This window comes from Pseudomonas sp. D5(2026) (genome assembly GCF_057766845.1).
In genome coordinates this window covers 5,508,778-5,526,751 of record NZ_CM173421.1, presented here as the reverse complement: position 1 = coordinate 5,526,751, position 17,974 = coordinate 5,508,778, and the positions used below count along the sequence as shown (strand labels likewise).

The 17,974-nt window shown below is 62.3% G+C and carries 19 protein-coding genes and 1 pseudogene; 9 read left to right on the top strand and 11 right to left on the bottom strand.

The window, feature by feature from the left end; all coding sequences use genetic code 11:
* Positions 1-16 precede the first annotated feature (16 nt).
* Together rpoZ and AC3B5Q_RS25420 are read right to left on the bottom strand one after the other, a co-directional pair.
* On the bottom strand, positions 17-280 hold the full coding sequence (gene rpoZ, locus AC3B5Q_RS25425; RefSeq protein ID WP_003253383.1) for a DNA-directed RNA polymerase subunit omega: 264 nt from the start codon (positions 278-280) through the stop codon (positions 17-19).
* Positions 281-520: 240 nt separating this feature from the next.
* A complete protein-coding gene (locus AC3B5Q_RS25420; protein WP_021785252.1) occupies positions 521-1,393 on the bottom strand; it encodes a LysR family transcriptional regulator in 873 nt (290 codons plus the stop codon).
* Positions 1,394-1,598: 205 nt separating this feature from the next.
* On the opposite strand from AC3B5Q_RS25420, the gene AC3B5Q_RS25415 reads away from it, so the two are divergent.
* The 3 genes from AC3B5Q_RS25415 to AC3B5Q_RS25405 all read left to right on the top strand — a co-directional run bounded on the left by AC3B5Q_RS25415 (position 1,599) and on the right by AC3B5Q_RS25405 (position 5,414).
* A complete protein-coding gene (locus tag AC3B5Q_RS25415; RefSeq protein WP_021785251.1) occupies positions 1,599-2,981 on the top strand; it encodes a glutamine synthetase family protein in 1,383 nt (460 codons plus the stop codon).
* Positions 2,982-2,985: 4 nt separating this feature from the next.
* On the top strand, positions 2,986-3,753 hold the full coding sequence (locus tag AC3B5Q_RS25410) for a gamma-glutamyl-gamma-aminobutyrate hydrolase family protein (protein ID WP_488392778.1): 768 nt from the start codon (positions 2,986-2,988) through the stop codon (positions 3,751-3,753).
* A 119-nt stretch (positions 3,754-3,872) separates the two neighbouring features.
* Positions 3,873-5,414, top strand: a complete 1,542-nt coding sequence (locus AC3B5Q_RS25405; protein ID WP_021785249.1) for an APC family permease — start codon at positions 3,873-3,875, stop codon at positions 5,412-5,414.
* 132 nt (positions 5,415-5,546) lie between these two features.
* On the opposite strand, the gene gmk is transcribed toward AC3B5Q_RS25405, so the two are convergent.
* Positions 5,547-6,167, bottom strand: coding sequence for a guanylate kinase (gene gmk / locus AC3B5Q_RS25400; protein ID WP_021785248.1), 621 nt, complete (start codon positions 6,165-6,167; stop codon positions 5,547-5,549).
* 13 nt (positions 6,168-6,180) lie between these two features.
* Positions 6,181-7,044: a YicC/YloC family endoribonuclease gene (locus AC3B5Q_RS25395; protein ID WP_021785247.1), complete on the bottom strand. Its 864-nt coding sequence runs from the start codon at positions 7,042-7,044 to the stop codon at positions 6,181-6,183.
* Positions 7,045-7,272: 228 nt separating this feature from the next.
* Between AC3B5Q_RS25395 and rph the strand changes: the two genes are divergently transcribed.
* Together rph and AC3B5Q_RS25385 are read left to right on the top strand one after the other, a co-directional pair.
* Positions 7,273-7,995 (top strand): ribonuclease PH, encoded by a 723-nt coding sequence (gene rph, locus AC3B5Q_RS25390; protein ID WP_021785246.1) that lies wholly within the window; start codon positions 7,273-7,275, stop codon positions 7,993-7,995.
* Between the two features lie 23 nt (positions 7,996-8,018).
* The gene (locus tag AC3B5Q_RS25385) at positions 8,019-8,387 is read left to right on the top strand and encodes a DUF4870 domain-containing protein (RefSeq protein ID WP_021785245.1); all 369 of its coding nucleotides are present in this window, start codon (positions 8,019-8,021) and stop codon (positions 8,385-8,387) included.
* Between the two features lie 33 nt (positions 8,388-8,420).
* Here AC3B5Q_RS25385 and crc read toward each other — a convergent pair whose 3' ends face one another.
* A complete protein-coding gene (gene crc, locus AC3B5Q_RS25380) occupies positions 8,421-9,200 on the bottom strand; it encodes a catabolite repression control protein Crc (protein ID WP_003253401.1) in 780 nt (259 codons plus the stop codon).
* Positions 9,201-9,280: 80 nt separating this feature from the next.
* Here crc and pyrE point away from each other — a divergent pair, with 80 nt between their 5' ends.
* Positions 9,281-9,922, top strand: coding sequence for an orotate phosphoribosyltransferase (gene pyrE, locus AC3B5Q_RS25375; RefSeq protein ID WP_021785244.1), 642 nt, complete (start codon positions 9,281-9,283; stop codon positions 9,920-9,922).
* A 117-nt stretch (positions 9,923-10,039) separates the two neighbouring features.
* Here the strand turns inward: pyrE and argB are convergent, their stop codons facing one another.
* The 4 genes and pseudogenes from argB to coaBC form a co-directional block, all read right to left on the bottom strand.
* Positions 10,040-10,945, bottom strand: a complete 906-nt coding sequence (gene argB / locus AC3B5Q_RS25370) for an acetylglutamate kinase (RefSeq protein ID WP_004575216.1) — start codon at positions 10,943-10,945, stop codon at positions 10,040-10,042.
* Positions 10,946-10,975: 30 nt separating this feature from the next.
* Positions 10,976-12,343, bottom strand: a pseudogene (locus AC3B5Q_RS25365) (phosphomannomutase/phosphoglucomutase); the annotation flags it as partial.
* Between the two features lie 144 nt (positions 12,344-12,487).
* Positions 12,488-12,943 carry a dUTP diphosphatase gene (gene dut / locus AC3B5Q_RS25360; RefSeq protein WP_021785242.1) on the bottom strand — a complete coding sequence of 152 codons (456 nt, stop codon included), beginning with the start codon at positions 12,941-12,943 and terminating at the stop codon, positions 12,488-12,490.
* Between the two features lie 5 nt (positions 12,944-12,948).
* Positions 12,949-14,160 (bottom strand): bifunctional phosphopantothenoylcysteine decarboxylase/phosphopantothenate--cysteine ligase CoaBC, encoded by a 1,212-nt coding sequence (gene coaBC, locus AC3B5Q_RS25355; protein ID WP_003253409.1) that lies wholly within the window; start codon positions 14,158-14,160, stop codon positions 12,949-12,951.
* A 127-nt stretch (positions 14,161-14,287) separates the two neighbouring features.
* Between coaBC and radC the strand changes: the two genes are divergently transcribed.
* Positions 14,288-14,968 carry a RadC family protein gene (radC, locus tag AC3B5Q_RS25350; RefSeq protein WP_021785241.1) on the top strand — a complete coding sequence of 227 codons (681 nt, stop codon included), beginning with the start codon at positions 14,288-14,290 and terminating at the stop codon, positions 14,966-14,968.
* A gap of 318 nt (positions 14,969-15,286) precedes the next feature.
* On the opposite strand, the gene AC3B5Q_RS25345 is transcribed toward radC, so the two are convergent.
* Positions 15,287-16,876: an ABC transporter substrate-binding protein gene (locus tag AC3B5Q_RS25345; RefSeq protein ID WP_367251086.1), complete on the bottom strand. Its 1,590-nt coding sequence runs from the start codon at positions 16,874-16,876 to the stop codon at positions 15,287-15,289.
* 361 nt (positions 16,877-17,237) lie between these two features.
* On the opposite strand from AC3B5Q_RS25345, the gene rpmB reads away from it, so the two are divergent.
* Positions 17,238-17,474, top strand: coding sequence for a 50S ribosomal protein L28 (rpmB, locus tag AC3B5Q_RS25340; protein ID WP_003253504.1), 237 nt, complete (start codon positions 17,238-17,240; stop codon positions 17,472-17,474).
* Positions 17,475-17,485: 11 nt separating this feature from the next.
* Positions 17,486-17,641: a 50S ribosomal protein L33 gene (gene rpmG, locus AC3B5Q_RS25335; RefSeq protein WP_003253507.1), complete on the top strand. Its 156-nt coding sequence runs from the start codon at positions 17,486-17,488 to the stop codon at positions 17,639-17,641.
* Between the two features lie 65 nt (positions 17,642-17,706).
* Here rpmG and AC3B5Q_RS25330 read toward each other — a convergent pair whose 3' ends face one another.
* Entirely contained in the window at positions 17,707-17,910 is a 204-nt protein-coding gene (locus tag AC3B5Q_RS25330; protein ID WP_021785239.1) for a hypothetical protein, read from the bottom strand.
* Positions 17,911-17,974 lie beyond the last annotated feature (64 nt).

The window sequence follows — 17,974 nt, the reverse complement described above, 5'->3', positions numbered from 1 at the left end:
GTCGACCTGGCATCAATCAGACAGCCTCGTTGTTCTCGTCCTCGAACGCGGCGAACACCGGATCCTCGGTGACGATCTCTTCAGCAGCGATGAACTCGTTGGTGACGATGCCTTCAGCAATTTCACGCAGGGCAACAACGGTTGGCTTGTCGTTTTCCCACGCAACGCGTGGCTCTTTGCCGCCGGTCGCCAGCTGGCGAGCGCGCTTGGTCGAGAGCATGACCAGCTCAAAGCGGTTATCCACGTGTTCCAGGCAGTCTTCAACAGTTACGCGGGCCATGGTCTTCCTCAGTAGCAATTGCGGTGGGCGTGCAGCCCATTAGTGGGCAGGCGGACTCGATAGTATAAAAATTCACCAGCCAATAGGGAAGCGCTGTTTTGCCGGGCGGTACCTGCAAACCCTGCGATGCCTTCTTCGCGGGTGAACCCGCTCCTACAGGGACCGCGTAGCTTGTAGCGGCGGGTTTACCCGCGAAAGAGCCGGAACAGACACCCTCAGTGCATGAGCTTGACGATAACCTCAGAGCATCGCGTCACGCAACCGCGGGGTCAGCTCTTCGAACAGGGTCTGCACCGAGCGCAACGCCCGGCAATCCGGCCGGGTCAGCAGCCACAACTGGGTGTCGCAGCCGGCCAGGGGGCCGCTCAGTGCATCCACCCCGGGCAGCGCATGCACCATGTAATCCGGCAGAGCTGCCACGCCCAGGCCGGCCGTGACCAGTTGGGCGATGGTCGACATGCTGCTGCACTGGTAGCGCGGGCTCAGGCCCGGGTATTGTTGGTTGCGCCAGACCACCGTAGGGTGGTCCTGCATCGAGTCGTCAGGTGCGATCCACGGCACGCTGGCAGGCGACTCGCTCAGGCGCTCGCGCCACTGTGGGTGGCCGCAGACTACATAGGAGGTGGAGCCCAGGTTGCGGCCCACCAGGTGCTCCGGTGGCGTGTTGGTCAGGCGCAGGGCAATATCGGCGTCGCGCCGGCTAAGGTTGGCGAAGGTGTTGGAGGTGCCCATCTCCAGCGACAAGGCCGGGTAGTTGGGCATGAACTCGGCCAGCGCCGGCAGCAACAGGCTGTGCATCACCGCCTCGGTGCAGGTCAGGCGCACCGTGCCGCTGACCACTTGCTCGCCACTGGTCATGGCAATGCGCGCCGCTTCGAGCGCCTGCTCGGCACGTTCGGCCTGTTCGGCCAAGGCCTGGGCGGTGTCAGTCGGCAGATAGCCCTTTCGGCTCTTGACGAACAAGGCGGTGCCCAGCGCCGACTCCAATCGGCGGATCGAGCGGAACACGGTCGAAACGTCGACTTTGAGCAGTTCGGCGGCTTTGGCCAGCGAGCGGCCACGTTCCAGTGCCAGGACCAGAGAGAGGTCGGCGTGGGTAATCTGATATTGCATTGATGCACGCTCTGCTTGCCAAATTGCCAATGTCTGTTGCGTCTGGGCCATTTTATAGTGAAACGGCCCCCCGGAATCAATGCGCCCGGTCGGGTAACCAGTCCCCACGATGGGAAAGTGAAAACAACAACAGCTGCAACCATCGTCGCCCGTGAGGCGCCAGCCGTATCCCCACATCGCCGCAGCACATCAAAGGATGTACACCATGACGTCGGTAACCCCGTGCGCCAGTTCTTCCAGCGAGATGAATGACTTCCTCCAGGCCCATCCGGACACGCAGTACGTAGACCTGCTGATCTCCGACATGAATGGCGTGGTACGTGGCAAGCGCATCGAGCGGGCCAGCCTGCACAAGGTGTACGAGAAGGGCATCAACCTGCCCGCATCGCTGTTCGCCCTTGATATCAACGGTTCCACTGTCGAAAGCACCGGCCTTGGCCTGGACATCGGCGACGCCGACCGTATCTGTTTCCCGATCCCCGGCACCTTGTCGGACGAGCCGTGGCAGAAGCGCCCCACCGCCCAGCTGCTGATGACCATGCACGAACTGGATGGCCAGCCGTTCTTCGCCGACCCGCGTGAAGTGTTGCGCCAGGTGGTGAGCAAGTTCGACGACCTGGGCCTGGATATTTGCGCCGCGTTCGAACTGGAGTTCTACCTGATCGACCAGGACAACCTCAACGGCCGCCCGCAGCCGCCGCGCTCGCCGATCTCCGGCAAGCGCCCGCATTCAACCCAGGTGTACCTGATCGACGACCTCGACGAGTACGCCGACTGCTTGCAGGACATGCTCGAAGCGGCCAAGGAACAGGGCCTGCCCGCCGACGCCATCGTCAAGGAAAGCGCACCGGCGCAGTTCGAGGTCAACTTGCACCACGTGGCTGATCCGCTGAAGGCCTGCGACTATGCGATCCTGCTCAAGCGCCTGATCAAGAACATCGCCTACGACCATGAAATGGACACCACCTTCATGGCCAAGCCCTACCCGGGCCAGGCAGGCAACGGCCTGCATGTGCACATTTCATTGCTGGACAAGAAAACCGGCAAGAACATCTTCGCCAGTGACGATCCTCTGCAAAGCGATACGCTGCGCCACGCCATCGGTGGCGTGCTGGAAACCATGCCGGCGTCGATGGCCTTCCTTTGCCCCAACATCAACTCCTATCGCCGCTTCGGCGCGCAGTTCTACGTGCCCAATGCGCCGAGCTGGGGCCTGGACAACCGCACCGTGGCCGTACGCGTGCCCACCGACAGCAGCGACAATGTGCGCCTTGAACACCGTGTAGCAGGCGCCGATGCCAACCCGTACCTGATGCTCGCAGCGATTCTTGCCGGGGTTCACCACGGCCTGACCAACAAGGTCGAGCCTGAGGCGCCGATCGAAGGCAACTCCTACGAACAGCTGGAGCAAAGCCTGCCGAACAACCTGCGCGATGCCCTTCGCGCGCTGGATGACAGCGAAGTCCTCAACCAATACATCAGCCCGGACTACATCGATATCTTCGTGGCCTGCAAGGAAAGCGAACTGGCCGAGTTCGAAGTGTCGATTTCCGACCTCGAGTACAACTGGTACCTGCACACGGTGTAAGCCCATGAGCGCAAATGCGGTCCCCTTGATCGGTGTCAGCGCCTGCCGCCAGCAGGTAGGGAAGAACTCATCGCACACGGTCGGCGACAAATATGTCGAGGCGGCCGGCTTTGCCGGCTTGCCGCTGATCTTGCCGGCCCGTGATGGCGGCAGCGACACCCAAGCGCTGTTGGCTCGCCTGCATGGCATTGTTTTTACCGGCTCGCCTTCAAATATCGAGCCGCATCATTACAATGGCGCCCCCAGTGTGGCGGGTACCCGGCATGATCTGGCGCGTGATCGCCTGACCCTGCCGCTGTTGCAGGCAGCCATTGCCGCCGGTGTGCCCGTATTCTGCATCTGCCGTGGCTACCAGGAACTGAACGTAGCCCTTGGCGGCAGCCTGCACCAGCGTGTGCAGGAACTGCCTGGCTACCTTGACCACCGCGAACCTGAGGACGCCCCCCTGGCGGTGCAATACAGCCCTCGTCACTCGGTCAGTATCGAGCCTGGCGGGTTGTTCGAGCGCCTGGGCCTGGCGGCGCAGTTCGAGGTCAATTCGCTGCACAGTCAGGGCATCGACCGTCTGGCCCCTGGCCTGCGCGTTGAGGCGCGGGCCCCGGATGGCCTGATCGAGGCGGTGTCCATGCCGGCGGCGCCGGGCTTTGTGCTCGGCGTGCAGTGGCACCCGGAATGGCGCTTCGACGAAAACCCGGTCTCGCTGCGTCTGTTTCAGGCGTTTCGCGAGGCCTGCATTGCCTACGCAGTACGGGAGGGCTCACGGCAGGAATGATTCTGACGTCAGCCGAAGGTCTCGGATGACTCGTCCCCGATAGCAAGCTTTCAATGAGTGAAAGCGAGCCTTGTACTCAAGGCTTGTGAAAACAATTCCAAAATCTACGGCAAATACTCATGAGCAATTACACAGAAGCCGGTCGCCCACCCGATGTGGCGGCCGACGCGGGCAGCACTCAGCGCAGCAAAGGCCTGGCCAAGGGCCGCTTGGGCCTGCTGGCCAGCGTGGTGCTGGGCATTTCCACCATCGCCCCGGTCTATACCCTGACCGGCGCCCTTGGCCCTACCGTGCGAGAGGTGGGTGCCCACTTGCCTGCCGTGTTCATCGTGGGCTTCCTGCCGATGCTGCTGGTGGCGCTGGGCTATCGCGAGCTGAACTCGGCGGAGCCTGACAGCGGTACTTCGTTTACCTGGTCGGCGCGTGCATTCGGCCCCATGATCGGCTGGATCGGCGGCTGGGGACTGGTGGTTGCCACCACGATCGTGCTGTCGAACCTGGCAGGGGTGGCGGTGGACTTCTTCTACCTGTTCCTTGGGCAGATCACCGGCAAGCACGAACTGGCGGCGTTGGCCGACAACCTGTTGATCAACATCATTACCTGTTGCGTGTTCATTGGCTTGGCAGTGTGGATCTGCTGTCGGGGTATCGCCACTACAATGACTGTGCAGTACGGCTTGGTGGCCCTGCAGTTGCTGGTGTTGGTCGGCTTTGCTTTCGCCGCGTTCGGCGGCACCACCGCGCCGCCACCGCTGGCGTTCGATTTCGCCTGGTTCAACCCCTTCGGTGTCGAGTCGTTTTCGGCCTTTGCCGCTGGCCTGTCATTGTCGATCTTCATCTTCTGGGGCTGGGACACTTGCCTGACCGTCAGTGAAGAATCGGTGGGCAGCGAAGAGGTGCCGGGCAAGGCCGCTACCTGGACCGTGATGTTGATTCTCGGCCTGTACCTGTTCACCGCCATCGCGACCCTGCAGTTCGCCGGTATCAGCGAGACGGGTCTTGGCCTGAACAACCCGCGCATCCAGGAGAACGTTTTTGCTCACCTGGCCGGCCCGGTCATGGGGCCGCTGGCGATTCTGATGTCCATCGCCGTGCTGGCCAGTACGGCGGCGTCGCTGCAGTCCACCTTCGTGGCGCCGGCGCGCACCCTGTTGGCCATGGGTTATTACGGTGCGGTACCGCAGAAGTTCGCCAGCGTATGTCCACGCTCGCAAACGCCACGCTATGCCACCATCTGTGCTGGCGTGGCCGCAGGCCTGTTCTACGTGACAATGCGTACGCTGAGCGAGAACGTACTGGCAGACACCATCACTGCGCTGGGCATGATGATCTGCTTCTATTATTCGCTGACCGCGTTTGCCTGCGTCTGGTATTTCCGCGACAGCCTGTTCGACAGCCTGCGCCACTTCATCATGCGCGGCCTGTGCCCGCTGGTGGGCGGGGTGATCTTGTCGGTGATCTTCGTGCGTACCGCCATCGACAGCGCCTCGCCGGACTTCGGCAGCGGCTCGCATGTGGGTGGGGTGGGGCTGGTGTTCGTGATTGCCGCGATCATCTCGGTGCTTGGTGTCGGGCTGATGATCCTGTCGCGCATGCGTGCGCCGGCGTACTTCCTCGGGGCTACCCTGCGGCAGCAGGCTACCTTGCCTCTGCAGGAATAAATCATTGGGGCCGCTTTGCGGCCCTTCGCGGGCATGCCCGCTCCCACAGGTACGGCACAAGCCTCAAGGCAGTGATTTACCCGTGGGAGCGGGCGTGTCCGCGAAGGGCTGCAATGCAGCCCCCATCGATCTTTAGCCGATCATTTGCTTCAGCAGCGCCGCATGACGCTGCTGCTGCTTCTTCAACAGCAGCCGATTCGAGCGGAACACCGCTTTCAAGTCTGCCAGCGCCGCGTCGAAATCATCATTGATGATCACGTAGTCATACTCGTCGTAGTGCACCATCTCGCTGACCGCTTCCTTCATGCGCCCGGCGATGATCTCTTCGCTGTCCTGCCCGCGTCCGTCCAGGCGCTGGCGAAGCGCCTCCTGGCTTGGAGGCAGGATGAACACCGACAGCGCCTGCGGCATCAGCCTGCGCACTTGCTGGGCACCTTGCCAGTCGATTTCCAGGATCAGGTCGTAGCCCTGGTCCAGGGTCTGCTGCAGCGCGCTGCGCGAAGTACCGTAGAAGTTGCCGAACACTTCGGCATGCTCCAGAAAGTCACCTTGCGCGATCAGCGCCTTGAATTCCTCGTGGACGACGAAGTGATAGTTCACCCCGTGCTGCTCGCCCGGGCGCATGGCGCGGGTAGTGTGCGAGACCGAGACGCGGATCTGCTGGTCGTCCTTGGTCAGGGCGGTGACCAGGCTGGTCTTGCCGGCGCCCGAAGGGGCCGAAACGATGTAGAGGGTGCCGCTGCTGTGGTTCATGGTCGGGGTGGCCTTACTCGATGTTCTGTACTTGTTCACGCATCTGTTCGATCAATACCTTCAGGTTGACCGCCGCTTGCGTGCTGCGTGGGTCGAAGGCCTTGGAGCCGAGAGTGTTGGCCTCGCGGTTGAGTTCCTGCATCAGGAAGTCCAGGCGCCGGCCAGCGGCACCGCCACCCTTGAGCACCCGGCGTACTTCGGTGACGTGGGTGCTGAGGCGGTCGAGCTCCTCTGCCACGTCGCTTTTCTGGGCCAGCAGGACCATCTCCTGCTCCAGGCGCTGCGGGTCGAGCTCGGCTTGCATGTCGCCGAAGCGGTCGAGAATCTTCTGCCGCTGCGCCGCCAGCATCTGCGGCACCAGGGCGCGCAGGGTAGAGACTTCGCTGGCCATGTTGTCCAGGCGTTCGTTGATCAGCCGGGCCAGTTCCAGGCCTTCGCGCTGGCGCCCGGCCTTGAGTTCGGCCAGGGCTTCGTCGAACAGCGCCATGGCTTCGGCATTCAGTGCCTGTGGGTCGCTGGTGTCGGCCACCAGTACGCCTGGCCATGACAGCACTTCAAGCGGGTTCAAGGGGGCCGGCTGCTTGATCAGGCCGGCCACTTCCTCGGCGGCGGCAACCAGTTGCGCGGCGCGCTCATGGTCCACCTTCAGCGGTTTGCCGTTGCTGTCTTCGTTGAGGCGCAAGGTGCATTCCACCTTGCCGCGTGACAGGCCCTGGCGCAGGCCTTCACGTACGCCGCCTTCGAGGTCGCGCAGGGCCTCGGGCAGGCGCAGGTGCGGCTCCAGGTAACGGTGGTTGACCGAGCGCAGCTCCCATACCAGGGTGCCTTGGCTGCCGGCGCGCTCGACACGAGCAAAAGCGGTCATGCTGTGCACCATGGGGAGTACCTCGCGTAGATGAATGAACGGTGGGAGCCTCTCGGCTGCAAGGCGCAGGATTGTAGCGCAGTGTCGCCGTGGCGCCCAATCCACCTATGTTACCGACGGGTGGCTACTGGGGTAGGAAAAGGCGACGGGCTGTGCCGGGCGCGACAATAGGCATGTCTTCCCTGGGCTACGGGCTCTATAATGCTCGGCAGATTCAAAGTCCCAGTACAGGTATCCCAGATGAAACGTCCAAGTGGTCGCGTTGCCGATCAGCTCCGCTCGATCCGCATCACCCGCAACTACACCAAGCACGCCGAAGGGTCGGTACTGGTCGAGTTCGGTGACACCAAAGTCATCTGCACGGTCAGCGTTGAAAACGGTGTACCGCGCTTCCTCAAAGGCCAGGGCCAAGGCTGGCTGACCGCCGAGTACGGCATGCTGCCGCGCTCAACCGGCGAACGTAACCAGCGTGAAGCCAGCCGTGGCAAGCAGGGTGGCCGCACCCTGGAAATCCAGCGCCTGATCGGCCGTTCGCTGCGCGCCGCGCTGGACATGAGCAAGCTCGGTGATATCACCCTTTACGTCGATTGCGACGTGATCCAGGCCGATGGCGGTACCCGCACCGCGTCCATTACCGGCGCCATGGTCGCCTTGTGCGACGCTTTGGCAGTGATCAAGAAGCGCGGCGGCCTCAAGGGCGGCAACCCGCTCAAGCACATGATCGCAGCCGTATCTGTCGGCATGTACCAGGGCGAAGCGGTGCTGGACCTCGACTACCTGGAAGACTCCGCAGCCGAAACCGACCTGAATGTGGTCATGACCAGCGCCGGTGGCTTCATCGAAGTGCAGGGTACTGCCGAAGGCGCACCGTTCCAGCCGGAAGATTTCAACGCCATGCTCGCTCTGGCGCAGAAGGGCATGGACGAGATCTTCGAGCTGCAGCAGGCGGCACTGGCTGACTGAAGCCAGCCCAGGAGGTGCGGGGCATGAGCGATTCGAACCTGTCGGTCCCCCCGCCCAATGCCGAAGTGCGGCAATGGGCGATGCTCTGCCACCTCTCCGCGCTTCTGGGCCTGGTAGTGCCGCTTGGCCACCTGCTGGGCCCGCTGGTGCTATGGCACCTCAAGCGCGAGCAAGACCCTTTTATCGACGCCCAGGGCAAAGAGGCGCTGAACTTTCAGATCAGCGTGACCATTGCAGGGCTCATCTGCTTCCTGCTGATGTTCGTGGTCATCGGGCTGGTGCTGTTTGCCATGCTCGCAGTGGCCGTGATGATCCTGATCATCATCGCGGCGGTGCGGGCGAATGAGGGCAAGCCTTATCGCTACCCGATGATCTGGCGGCCGATCAAATAACCATTGGGGCCGCAATGCAGCCCCAATGGTCTTTTAGATGGTCAGCGTCCAGTCATAGTCGACGATCAGCGGCGCATGCTGGGAGAAGCGTGGCTGACGCGGCAGGCGGGCGTTGCGCACGAAGCGGCGCAGGCCTGGAGTGAGGATCTGGTAGTCGAACCGATACCCCAGGTTGAGCATCTCGGCCTGCTCGTTGTCCGGCCACCAGCTGTACTGGTCACCTTCACGGCTGACTTCGCGCAAGGCATCGACATACCCCATCTCGCCAGTGATTGCATCCATCCAGGCGCGTTCTGGCGCCAGGAAGCCCGGCGACTGCTGGCTGTCACGCCAGTTCTTGATGTCGAGCTTCTGCTGCGCCACGTAGAACGAGCCGCAATAGATGTATTCGCGACGCTTGCGACGCTGCTTGTCCAGGTACTTGGCGAAGTCGTCCATCAACTTGAACTTCTGGTTCAAGTCTTCGTCGCCGTTCATGCCCGAAGGCAGCAGCAGGCTGGCAATACTGACTTTGTCGAAATCTGCTTGCAGGTAACGCCCGTAGCGGTCGGCTGTCTCGAAGCCCAGGCCGGTGATGACTGCCTTGGGCTGCATGCGCGAGTAAAGGGCCACACCACCTTGGGCAGGCACCTCCGCGTCGCAGGCATAAAGGAAATAGCCATCGAGCTGGAAAGCTGGGTCGTCGAGTTCAAAGGCCGAGGCGCGGGTATCCTGAAGGCAGATGACGTCGGCATTCTGGGCTTGCAGCCAGCTGAGCAAACCACGCTCGGCCGCAGCCTGAATGCCATTTACGTTCACACTGATGATCCGCATAAATGGCCCCATAAATCTCGTGCGTGTATGATACCCGAGCTCAACCCATTTAGCTAAATCCGTGGTGTCCGGGACTATTCATGCAGCCGTATCAGCGCGACTTTATCCGTTTTGCCATCGATCGCGGGGTACTGCGTTTCGGTGAATTCACCCTGAAATCGGGGCGTACCAGCCCGTATTTCTTCAATGCCGGCTTGTTCAACACCGGCTCCGCACTGGCTGAGCTGGGGCGTTGCTACGCCGCCGCCATCGTCGACAGCAAGATCCCGTTCGATGTGCTGTTCGGCCCGGCCTACAAGGGTATCCCTTTGGCGGCGACTACCGCCGTAGCCCTTGCCGATCAGCATCAGCTCGACGTGCCATGGTGCTTCAACCGCAAGGAAGCCAAGGACCATGGCGAAGGTGGCAGCCTGGTCGGCGCGCCGCTGGCCGGTGACGTGCTGATCATCGACGACGTGATTACTGCCGGTACCGCCATTCGCGAGGTCATGCAGATCATTAACGCCCAGCAGGCCAAGGCCGCCGGTGTACTGATCGCGCTGAACCGTGAAGAGCGTGGCAATGGCGAACTGTCGGCGATCCAGGAAGTGGAACGCGACTTCGGTATCCCGGTGGTCAGCATCGTTTCGCTGACCCAGGTGCTGGAGTTCCTGGCTGATGACCCAGAGCTGAAACAGCATCTGCCGGCTGTAGAGGCCTATCGGGCGCAGTACGGGATTTGATCCTGGCCTGGAAATGAAAAAGGCGACCTTCACATGAAGGTCGCCTTTTTTGTGTCACCTGTTCCGGCCCTTTCGCGGGTGAACCCGCGAAGAGGCCGGTGCAGGCTAGCCAATCACTCAGCGTGGCTTGCGGTTGGTAATCAGGGTGCCCACGCCGCTGTCGGTGAAAATCTCCAGCAGCACCGCATTCGGCACGCGGCCATCGATGATGTGCGAGCTGTTCACGCCGCCCTGCACCGCATCCAGCGCGCACTTGATCTTCGGCAGCATGCCGCCATAGATGGTGCCGTCAGCGATCAGTTCGTTGACCTGCTCGGTGGTCAGGCCAGTCAGCACCTGGCCCTGCTTGTCCATCAGGCCGGCGATGTTGGTCAGCAGCATCAGCTTCTCGGCTTTCAACGCCTCGGCCACCTTGCCTGCCACCAGGTCGGCGTTGATGTTGTACGACTCACCATTGGCGCCCACGCCGATCGGCGCGATCACTGGAATGAAATCGCCCTTCACCAGCATGTTCAGCAGGTCGGTGTTCACGCTCACCACTTCGCCCACGTGGCCGATGTCGATAATTTCCGGAGTGGTCATCTCGGGCGTCTGGCGGCTGACAGTCAGCTTGCGGGCGCGAATCAGCTCCGCGTCCTTGCCGGTCAGGCCGATGGCGCTGCCGCCGTGGCGGTTGATCAGGTTGACGATGTCTTTGTTGACCTGGCCGCCCAGCACCATCTCGACAACGTCCATTGTCGCCGAATCGGTGACGCGCATGCCGTCGATGAAGTGGCTTTCGATCGACAGGCGCTTGAGCAGGTCACCGATCTGCGGGCCACCGCCGTGGACCACCACCGGGTTGATGCCCACAGCCTTCATCAGCACGATGTCACGGGCGAAGCCCGTCTTGAGCTCCTCGCTCTCCATCGCGTTGCCGCCGTACTTGATCACCAGGGTCTTGCCGACAAAGCGGCGAATGTAAGGCAGTGCTTCGGACAAAACCTCGGCTACATGGGAAGCGGCATCGCGATCGAGGGTCATGCAGGGCTCCTGTAAGGAACAGATAGTCGGTCAGAACGGCAGTTGCAGCTCAGGCTCTACCCGCAGCAACTGGGTGCGGAAAACATCCTTGATACGTTGTAACTCGGCGTCGCTGTCGGCCTCGAAACGCAGCACCAGCACCGGCGTGGTGTTGGATGCACGAACCAGGCCCCAGCCGTGGGCGTAGTCGACCCGCACACCGTCGATGGTGGTCAGGTTGGCTTCGCCCCAGTCGGCATCGCGTTGCAGTGCATCAATGATGCTGAATTTACCCTCGTCGGTCACATCAATATTGATTTCCGGCGTGGAAATATCGTTCGGGAAGGCGGCAAACAGGTTTTCGGCGCTCTGCTCGGTCTTGCTGAGGATCTCCAGCAGGCGCGCTGCGCTGTAGATGCCGTCGTCAAAACCGTACCAGCGTTCCTTGATGAAGATGTGACCGCTCATCTCGCCTGCCAGCAGCGAACCGGTCTGCTTCATCTTTTTCTTGATCAGCGAATGGCCGGTTTTCCACATCAAGGCGCGGCCACCGTGCTGTTCGATCAGCGGAGTCAGACGGCGGGTGCATTTGACGTCGAAGATGATCTCGGCGCCCGGGTTGCGCGACAGCACATCCTGGGCAAACAGCATCAGCAGGCGGTCGGGGTAGACGATGCTGCCGGTGTTGGTTACCACGCCGACGCGGTCGCCGTCACCGTCGAAGGCCAGGCCGATATCGGCACCGGTTTTCTTGACCTTGGCGATCAGGTCTTCGAGGTTCTCTGGCTTGCCCGGGTCCGGGTGGTGGTTGGGGAAGTTGCCGTCGACCTCGCAGAACAGCGGGATCACCTCGCAGCCCAGGGCTTCGATCAATTGCGGTGCAATCACACCGGCGGCGCCGTTGCCGCAGTCCACCACCACCTTGAGCTTTTTCGCCAGCTTCACGTCGCCGACGATCTGCTGGAAGTAGCGGTCGAGGATCTCGACCTTTTCCACGCGGCCCTGGGCCAGCGTCAGGTCGTTGGTTTTCAGGCGGGTCAGCAGGGCCTGGATCTGTTCGTTGGCCAGGGTGTCACCGGCGATGACGATCTTGAAGCCGTTGTAGTCCGACGGGTTATGGCTGCCGGTCAGCATCACACCAGACTTGCCGGCCAGCACGTTGGCGGCGTAGTACAGCGCCGGGGTGGGCACCAGGCCGACGTCGCTGACATGGCAGCCCGCATCGACCAGGCCTTTGATCAGCTGTTCCACCAGCATCGGGCCTGACAGGCGGCCATCGCGCCCTACCGAAACCTGCGGTTCGCCCTGGGCCAGGCTTTGCGCGCCGATGGCGCGGCCGATCCAGTAGGCGGTTTCGGCGTGAAGGGTCTTGCCGACCACGCCGCGTATGTCATAAGCGCGGAAAATGCTGTCGGGCAATGCGGCGGGGACCAGGTGGGCCATGTCGTTCATCTCTGGAAACTCCATTAGTCAAAGGCTTTCTGGGCAGGCGCAAACTGAACGCTTGGACGGTGGTTTCGCCAGAGAGTTCGCCATCCTTGGCCCGAACGGTCATTTGCCGGCTCAGTGGCTGCCGGAGTGACCGAAGCCGCCAGCGCCACGCTGGCTTTCGTCGAACGCTTCGACGATGTCGAAGTGAGCCTGTACCACCGGTACCAGCACCAGCTGGGCGATGCGCTCGCCAACCGCGATGGTGAACGGCGTGTTGCCGCGGTTCCAGCACGACACCATCAGCTCGCCCTGGTAGTCCGAATCGATCAGGCCGACCAGGTTGCCCAGCACGATGCCGTGCTTATGGCCCAGGCCCGAGCGCGGCAGGATGACTGCCGCCAGGCCCGGGTCGCCGATGTAAATCGACAGGCCGGTAGGAATCAGAATGGTCTGGCCCGGTTCGAGGATGGTGTCTTCCTTGAGCAGGGCGCGCAGGTCGAGGCCGGCGGAGCCGGGGGTGGCGTACGCGGGTAGCGGGAATTCGCTGCCCAGGCGTGGGTCGAGGATCTTGGCTTGAAGAGCGTGCATGTAACTTATTGAACCTGGTTGAGCCGTTCGGCGATGAAGGCGACCAGTTGCCGGGCGATCTTGCCCTTGCTGGTCTGCGCGAAGAGAGTCTGGTGCTGCTGGCGGTCGATCACGGTCAAGGCGTTTTCTTCGCTGTTGAAGCCGATGCTGGGGTTGGCCACATCATTGGCGACGATCAGGTCGAGGTTCTTGTCCTTGAGCTTGCGCGTGGCGTAATCGAGCAGGTGCTCGGTTTCGGCGGCAAAGCCGACGCTGAACGGGCGGTCGGCGCGGCCAGCAATGGTGGCAAGGATATCGGGATTACGCACCATCTGCAGCAGCATGCCGTCGCCGGTCGTAGGATCTTTCTTCAGTTTTTGTGTGGCAACCACTTCGGGGCGGTAGTCCGCAACTGCTGCCGAGGCAATGAACAGGTCGCACGGCATGGCCGCTTCACAGGCCGCGAGCATGTCCCGCGCGCTGACGACGTCGATACGGCTGACCCGGTCAGGGGTTGGCAAGTGCACGGGGCCCGTGACGAGGGTCACCCGAGCCCCTGCTTCGGCGGCCGCTTCGGCCAGGGCGAAGCCCATCTTGCCGGAGCTATGATTGGTGATGTAGCGCACCGGGTCGATGTTTTCCTGGGTCGGCCCGGCGGTGATCAGCACGTGCTTGCCGGTCAGTGCCTGGCGCTTGAAGCTTTCCGCTGCGCACCAGGCCAGGTCGGTGGCTTCGAGCATGCGCCCCAGGCCGACGTCGCCACAGGCCTGGCTGCCGGATGCCGGGCCGAACACCTGAATGCCACGGCTTTTAAGCAGCTCGAGGTTGGCCTGGGTGGCCGGGTCACGCCACATGGCCTGGTTCATCGCCGGTGCCACCGCGACGGTGGCGTCAGTGGCCAGCACCAGCGTGGTCAGCAGGTCGTCTGCCATGCCCTGGGCCATGCGTGCCATGAGGTCGGCGGTGGCTGGCGCGATCAGCACCAGGTCCGCCCACTTGGCCAGTTCGATATGGCCCATGGCTGCTTCGGCGGCCGGGTCGAGCAGGTCCATGTGAACCGGGTGGCCCGACAGCGCCTGCAGGGTCAGCGGGGTGATGAATTCGGCACCACCGCGGGTCATGACGACGCGCACCTGCGCGCCGTGCTCCAGGAGACGGCGAATCAGCTCGGCGCTTTTGTAGGCGGCAATGCCGCCACCCACGCCGAGAACGATGCGCTTGCGATACAGCCGCTGCATAGGCTTGCCTTTTTCCAGTGAGAGCGGGCGACGACGTTTGAAATGCCTGCGGCGGAACGTCGCATGTACGAGGCGAAATAGATTAACACACGGCCGAAAAGGGCCGCAGCAAAGGCAGAGGGGCGGGATGAATATCAGGGAGTGGCCGGCGGAAGAACGGCCGAGGGAGAAGTTGTTGCAGCGTGGGGCAGGGAGCCTGACAGATGCGGAGCTGCTGGCCGTTTTTCTCGGCTCAGGCGTACGTGGGCGTAATGTCGTGGAGCTTTCGCGAGGCTTGTTGGTGAAGTTCGGAAGCTTGCGCCGGTTGCTGGAGGCCGACCGCGAGGCCTTCGTCGGCGAGCTTGGGTTGGGCCCGGTGAGGTACAGCCAACTGCAGGCACTGCTTGAGATTGGCCGCAGGCACCTTGCAACGTCGATTGAGCGGGAGTCTGCCATGGACAGCCCGGCAGCGGTGCGACGCTACTTGAAAGCCATGCTCAGGCATGAGGCCAGCGAGGTGTTCGGGTGTCTGTTTCTCGATACCAAGCACCGGCCACTGGCATTTGAGATCCTGTTCAGGGGCACGATAGATCGGGCGAGTGTCTATCCGAGAGAGGTGGTGCGGCGGGCGTTGGTGCACAACGCTGCGGCATTGATCCTGTGCCACAACCACCCTTCAGGGATCAGTGAACCGAGTCAGGACGATGTGCATTTGACCCTGTCGTTGAAGCGGGGGCTGGCGTTGATCGATGTGCGGGTGCTGGATCACATCATCATTGGTGATGGGGAGCCGTTGTCGATGGTCGAGCATGGGTGGATTGTGGCGTAGGTAGGTCAATGGGGTCAGGGGTAGCAGGCGCCTGTCTTGAGGTTTGTGGTGCCTGGGAGATCGAGCGCCGCCCGCGCGGCGCATCGCGAGCGAAGCTCGCTCCTACATCTGTTTCGGGCCAGTTATTCCTGGTAGAGAGGCGCGCGGCGCCTTGGTGTCCACCTCGATATCGTGCCGGACAAACAAGGCGGTCGCGCACGCTGGCGCAGGCGTTACTGGCCCGAAACAGATGTAGGAGCGAGCTTCGCTCGCGATGCGCCGCGCGGGCGGCGCTCGATCTCCCAGGCGCCACAAACCTCAAGGCGGGCACCCCAGAACTTACTTGCTCACTGTCACCTTGCTGAAATCCAGCCGCCCGAACGGGCTCACCTGGTACCCCTCGACGCCTTGGCGCAGCAAGGTCGCCGCCGTCGGGTGCGCCAGTGGCACCCACAGCGCCTGCTGCTGGATCAGTGTCTGCGCCTGCTGGTACAGCCGGCTGCGCACGCTCTGGTCGTTGGTGGTGCGCCCGGCGCTGATCAGCTGGTCGAGGCGGCTGTCGCAGAAGCGTGCGAAGTTGGTCCCTGACTCGACCGCCGCACAGGAAAACTGCGGGCTGAGGAAGTTGTCCGGATCGCCGTTGTCACCTGCCCAGCCCATGAACAGCAAGTCATGCTCGCCGGCCTTGGCGCGGCGGATAAGCTCGCCCCATTCGATCACGCGGATTTCAGCCTTGATACCAATCTTCGCCAGGTCGGCTTGCAGCATCTGCGCGCCAAGGCTGGGGTTGGGGTTGAGCAGGCTGCCCGATGGGCGAGTCCAGATGGTGGTGCTGAAGCCTTCTGCCAGGCCGGCCTTGGCCAGCAGGGCTTTGGCTTTCTTCAGGTCCAGCGGGTAGCCGGGCAGGTCCTTGGCGTAGCTCCAGGTGTTGGGCGGGTAGGGGCCGTTGGCCGCCACTGCAGAGTCTTCGAACACGGCCTTGAGGTAGGCCTGCTTGTCGAAGGCCAGGTTGATGGCCTGGCGCACTTCCGGCTTGTTCAGGGGTGGGTGCTGGCTGTTGATGGCGACGAAGGCAGTCATGAATGCCGGTGTAGCGGCCACCTTGAGATTGCCGTCCTTGCCCGCTTCGGCAATGTCCAGCGGCTTGGGCGACAAGGCAACCTGGCACTCGCCACGCTTGAGCTTCTGCAGGCGAACGTTGGCATCGGTGGTGATGGCGAAGATCAGCGGGTCGACCGCCGGCTTGCCGGCGAAGTAGTCCGGGTTGGCGCGGTAGCGCACCACGGCGTCTTTCTGGAAACGCTGGAACACGAACGGCCCGGTACCGATCGGTTGGCTGTTCAGCTTCTCCGGCGTGCCGGCCTTCAGCAGTTTGTCGGCGTATTCGGCGGAGTAGATCGAGGCGAAGCCCATGCTCAGGGTGGCCAGGAAGGTGGCGTCCGGGTGGCTGAGGGTGAAGCGCACGGTGTTCGGCGCCGGTGCATCGATCGCCTTGATCAGGCTGCCCAGCTGCAGCGACTGGGCGTGCGGGTAGCCGCCCGGCGCAGTCTTGTGCCAGGCATGGGCCGGGTAGAGCATGCGCTGGAAGCTGAACAGCACATCGTCGGCATTCAGCTTGCGGCTTGGCTTGAAATAGGCGGTGCTGTGAAACTTCACGTCATCGCGCAGGGTGAAGTCATACACCAGGCCGTCGTCCGACACCGTCCAGCTGGTCGCCAGGCTGGGCACCACCTTGCCTTGCGCCGCGTCGAACTCCACCAGGCGGTTCATCAGCACGTCGGCGGTGGCGTTGGTGGTGGTGAGCGAATTGTACTGCACCACGTCGAAGCCTTCGGGGCTGGCCTCGCTGCAAACACTCAGCGGAGCGGCCTGGGCAACGCCGGCGGCGAACAGGGAGGTGAACAATAAGGAAAGTGCGGCGGCACGCATGGTGGCTCCTTGGCTGTCAGTGGCCCATCTGCCAGTGCAGTCTGGAAAAAGCCTACCCTAGTGCGCCCGCCGGCAAATGACCACACCCTTTTTTGCAAATCTTGCGACGAGCGGTCGACGACTGGCGGGGCCTGCCGCTATGCTGGCCCGGCGCGTTCTGGAGTGCGGCAATGTGCATCTACTGTTGTTGCAGCCAAGTCTTTCTGGTATAAAGCAGCGCTCTTTTCTAGGGGCTCGGCCTGTCGCATAAGCGGATCCGGTCGATAAGACCTCCAGAATCACGGCGCCCAGGCGCCAAAGACTGAGAGATTAAGCGGCCAACCCATGCCGGGTTGGGCATGTGGTTTTAGAGGGCTGAGTCATGTCGAGAGTCTGTCAAGTTACTGGTAAGGGTCCAGTAACCGGGAACAACATTTCCCACGCAAACAACAAAACCCGTCGTCGTTTCCTGCCGAACCTGCAGCACCACCGTTTCTGGGTTGAATCCGAGAAGCGTTTCGTGCGTCTGCGCGTTTCCGCCAAAGGCATGCGTATCATCGACAAGCGCGGCATCGACGCCGTTCTGGTTGACATCCGTAAAGCTGGCGCCAAGGTTTAAGGGAGAGCATCATGCGTGAATTGATCCGTCTGGTTTCGAGTGCCGGTACCGGCCACTTCTACACCACCGACAAGAACAAGCGCACCACCCCGGACAAAATCGAGATCAAGAAATATGATCCGGTTGTTCGCAAGCACGTGGTGTACAAGGAAGCCAAGATCAAGTAATTGATCGGCAACCTGAAAAAACCCGCATCCGAAAGGAGGCGGGTTTTTTTATGTCTGCTGCGGGGTCAGTTGAAGTCGAAGCCCTGGATCAGTAGGTCGGCGCCGGCCCTGATCTGGATGCGCTCGACGTCGTACTCGCGGGTGGACATCTCGTTGGGGCCAACTACCCGGGGGCGGCCGGTGAGGGTGCGGATGGTGTCTTTGAGCGCTGGCGCGTAAGGGGTGCCGACCAGGTGGGCAAGGGTTCGAAGCACTTCTTCGTTGGTCATGGTGTTCTTCCTGATGAAGTTGGATGGCCCGACATGGGCAGGGCCATCCTCACGCATGCCTGCG

Coding starts and splice junctions, on each gene's coding strand:
- rpoZ (WP_003253383.1), bottom strand. CDS start 280: ATGGCCCGCGTAACTGTTGAAGACTGCCTGGAACACGTGGATAACCGC.
- AC3B5Q_RS25420 (WP_021785252.1), bottom strand. CDS start 1,393: ATGCAATATCAGATTACCCACGCCGACCTCTCTCTGGTCCTGGCACTG.
- AC3B5Q_RS25415 (WP_021785251.1), top strand. CDS start 1,599: ATGACGTCGGTAACCCCGTGCGCCAGTTCTTCCAGCGAGATGAATGAC.
- AC3B5Q_RS25410 (WP_488392778.1), top strand. CDS start 2,986: ATGAGCGCAAATGCGGTCCCCTTGATCGGTGTCAGCGCCTGCCGCCAG.
- AC3B5Q_RS25405 (WP_021785249.1), top strand. CDS start 3,873: ATGAGCAATTACACAGAAGCCGGTCGCCCACCCGATGTGGCGGCCGAC.
- gmk (WP_021785248.1), bottom strand. CDS start 6,167: ATGAACCACAGCAGCGGCACCCTCTACATCGTTTCGGCCCCTTCGGGC.
- AC3B5Q_RS25395 (WP_021785247.1), bottom strand. CDS start 7,044: ATGGTGCACAGCATGACCGCTTTTGCTCGTGTCGAGCGCGCCGGCAGC.
- rph (WP_021785246.1), top strand. CDS start 7,273: ATGAAACGTCCAAGTGGTCGCGTTGCCGATCAGCTCCGCTCGATCCGC.
- AC3B5Q_RS25385 (WP_021785245.1), top strand. CDS start 8,019: ATGAGCGATTCGAACCTGTCGGTCCCCCCGCCCAATGCCGAAGTGCGG.
- crc (WP_003253401.1), bottom strand. CDS start 9,200: ATGCGGATCATCAGTGTGAACGTAAATGGCATTCAGGCTGCGGCCGAG.
- pyrE (WP_021785244.1), top strand. CDS start 9,281: ATGCAGCCGTATCAGCGCGACTTTATCCGTTTTGCCATCGATCGCGGG.
- argB (WP_004575216.1), bottom strand. CDS start 10,945: ATGACCCTCGATCGCGATGCCGCTTCCCATGTAGCCGAGGTTTTGTCC.
- dut (WP_021785242.1), bottom strand. CDS start 12,943: ATGCACGCTCTTCAAGCCAAGATCCTCGACCCACGCCTGGGCAGCGAA.
- coaBC (WP_003253409.1), bottom strand. CDS start 14,160: ATGCAGCGGCTGTATCGCAAGCGCATCGTTCTCGGCGTGGGTGGCGGC.
- radC (WP_021785241.1), top strand. CDS start 14,288: ATGAATATCAGGGAGTGGCCGGCGGAAGAACGGCCGAGGGAGAAGTTG.
- AC3B5Q_RS25345 (WP_367251086.1), bottom strand. CDS start 16,876: ATGCGTGCCGCCGCACTTTCCTTATTGTTCACCTCCCTGTTCGCCGCC.
- rpmB (WP_003253504.1), top strand. CDS start 17,238: ATGTCGAGAGTCTGTCAAGTTACTGGTAAGGGTCCAGTAACCGGGAAC.
- rpmG (WP_003253507.1), top strand. CDS start 17,486: ATGCGTGAATTGATCCGTCTGGTTTCGAGTGCCGGTACCGGCCACTTC.
- AC3B5Q_RS25330 (WP_021785239.1), bottom strand. CDS start 17,910: ATGACCAACGAAGAAGTGCTTCGAACCCTTGCCCACCTGGTCGGCACC.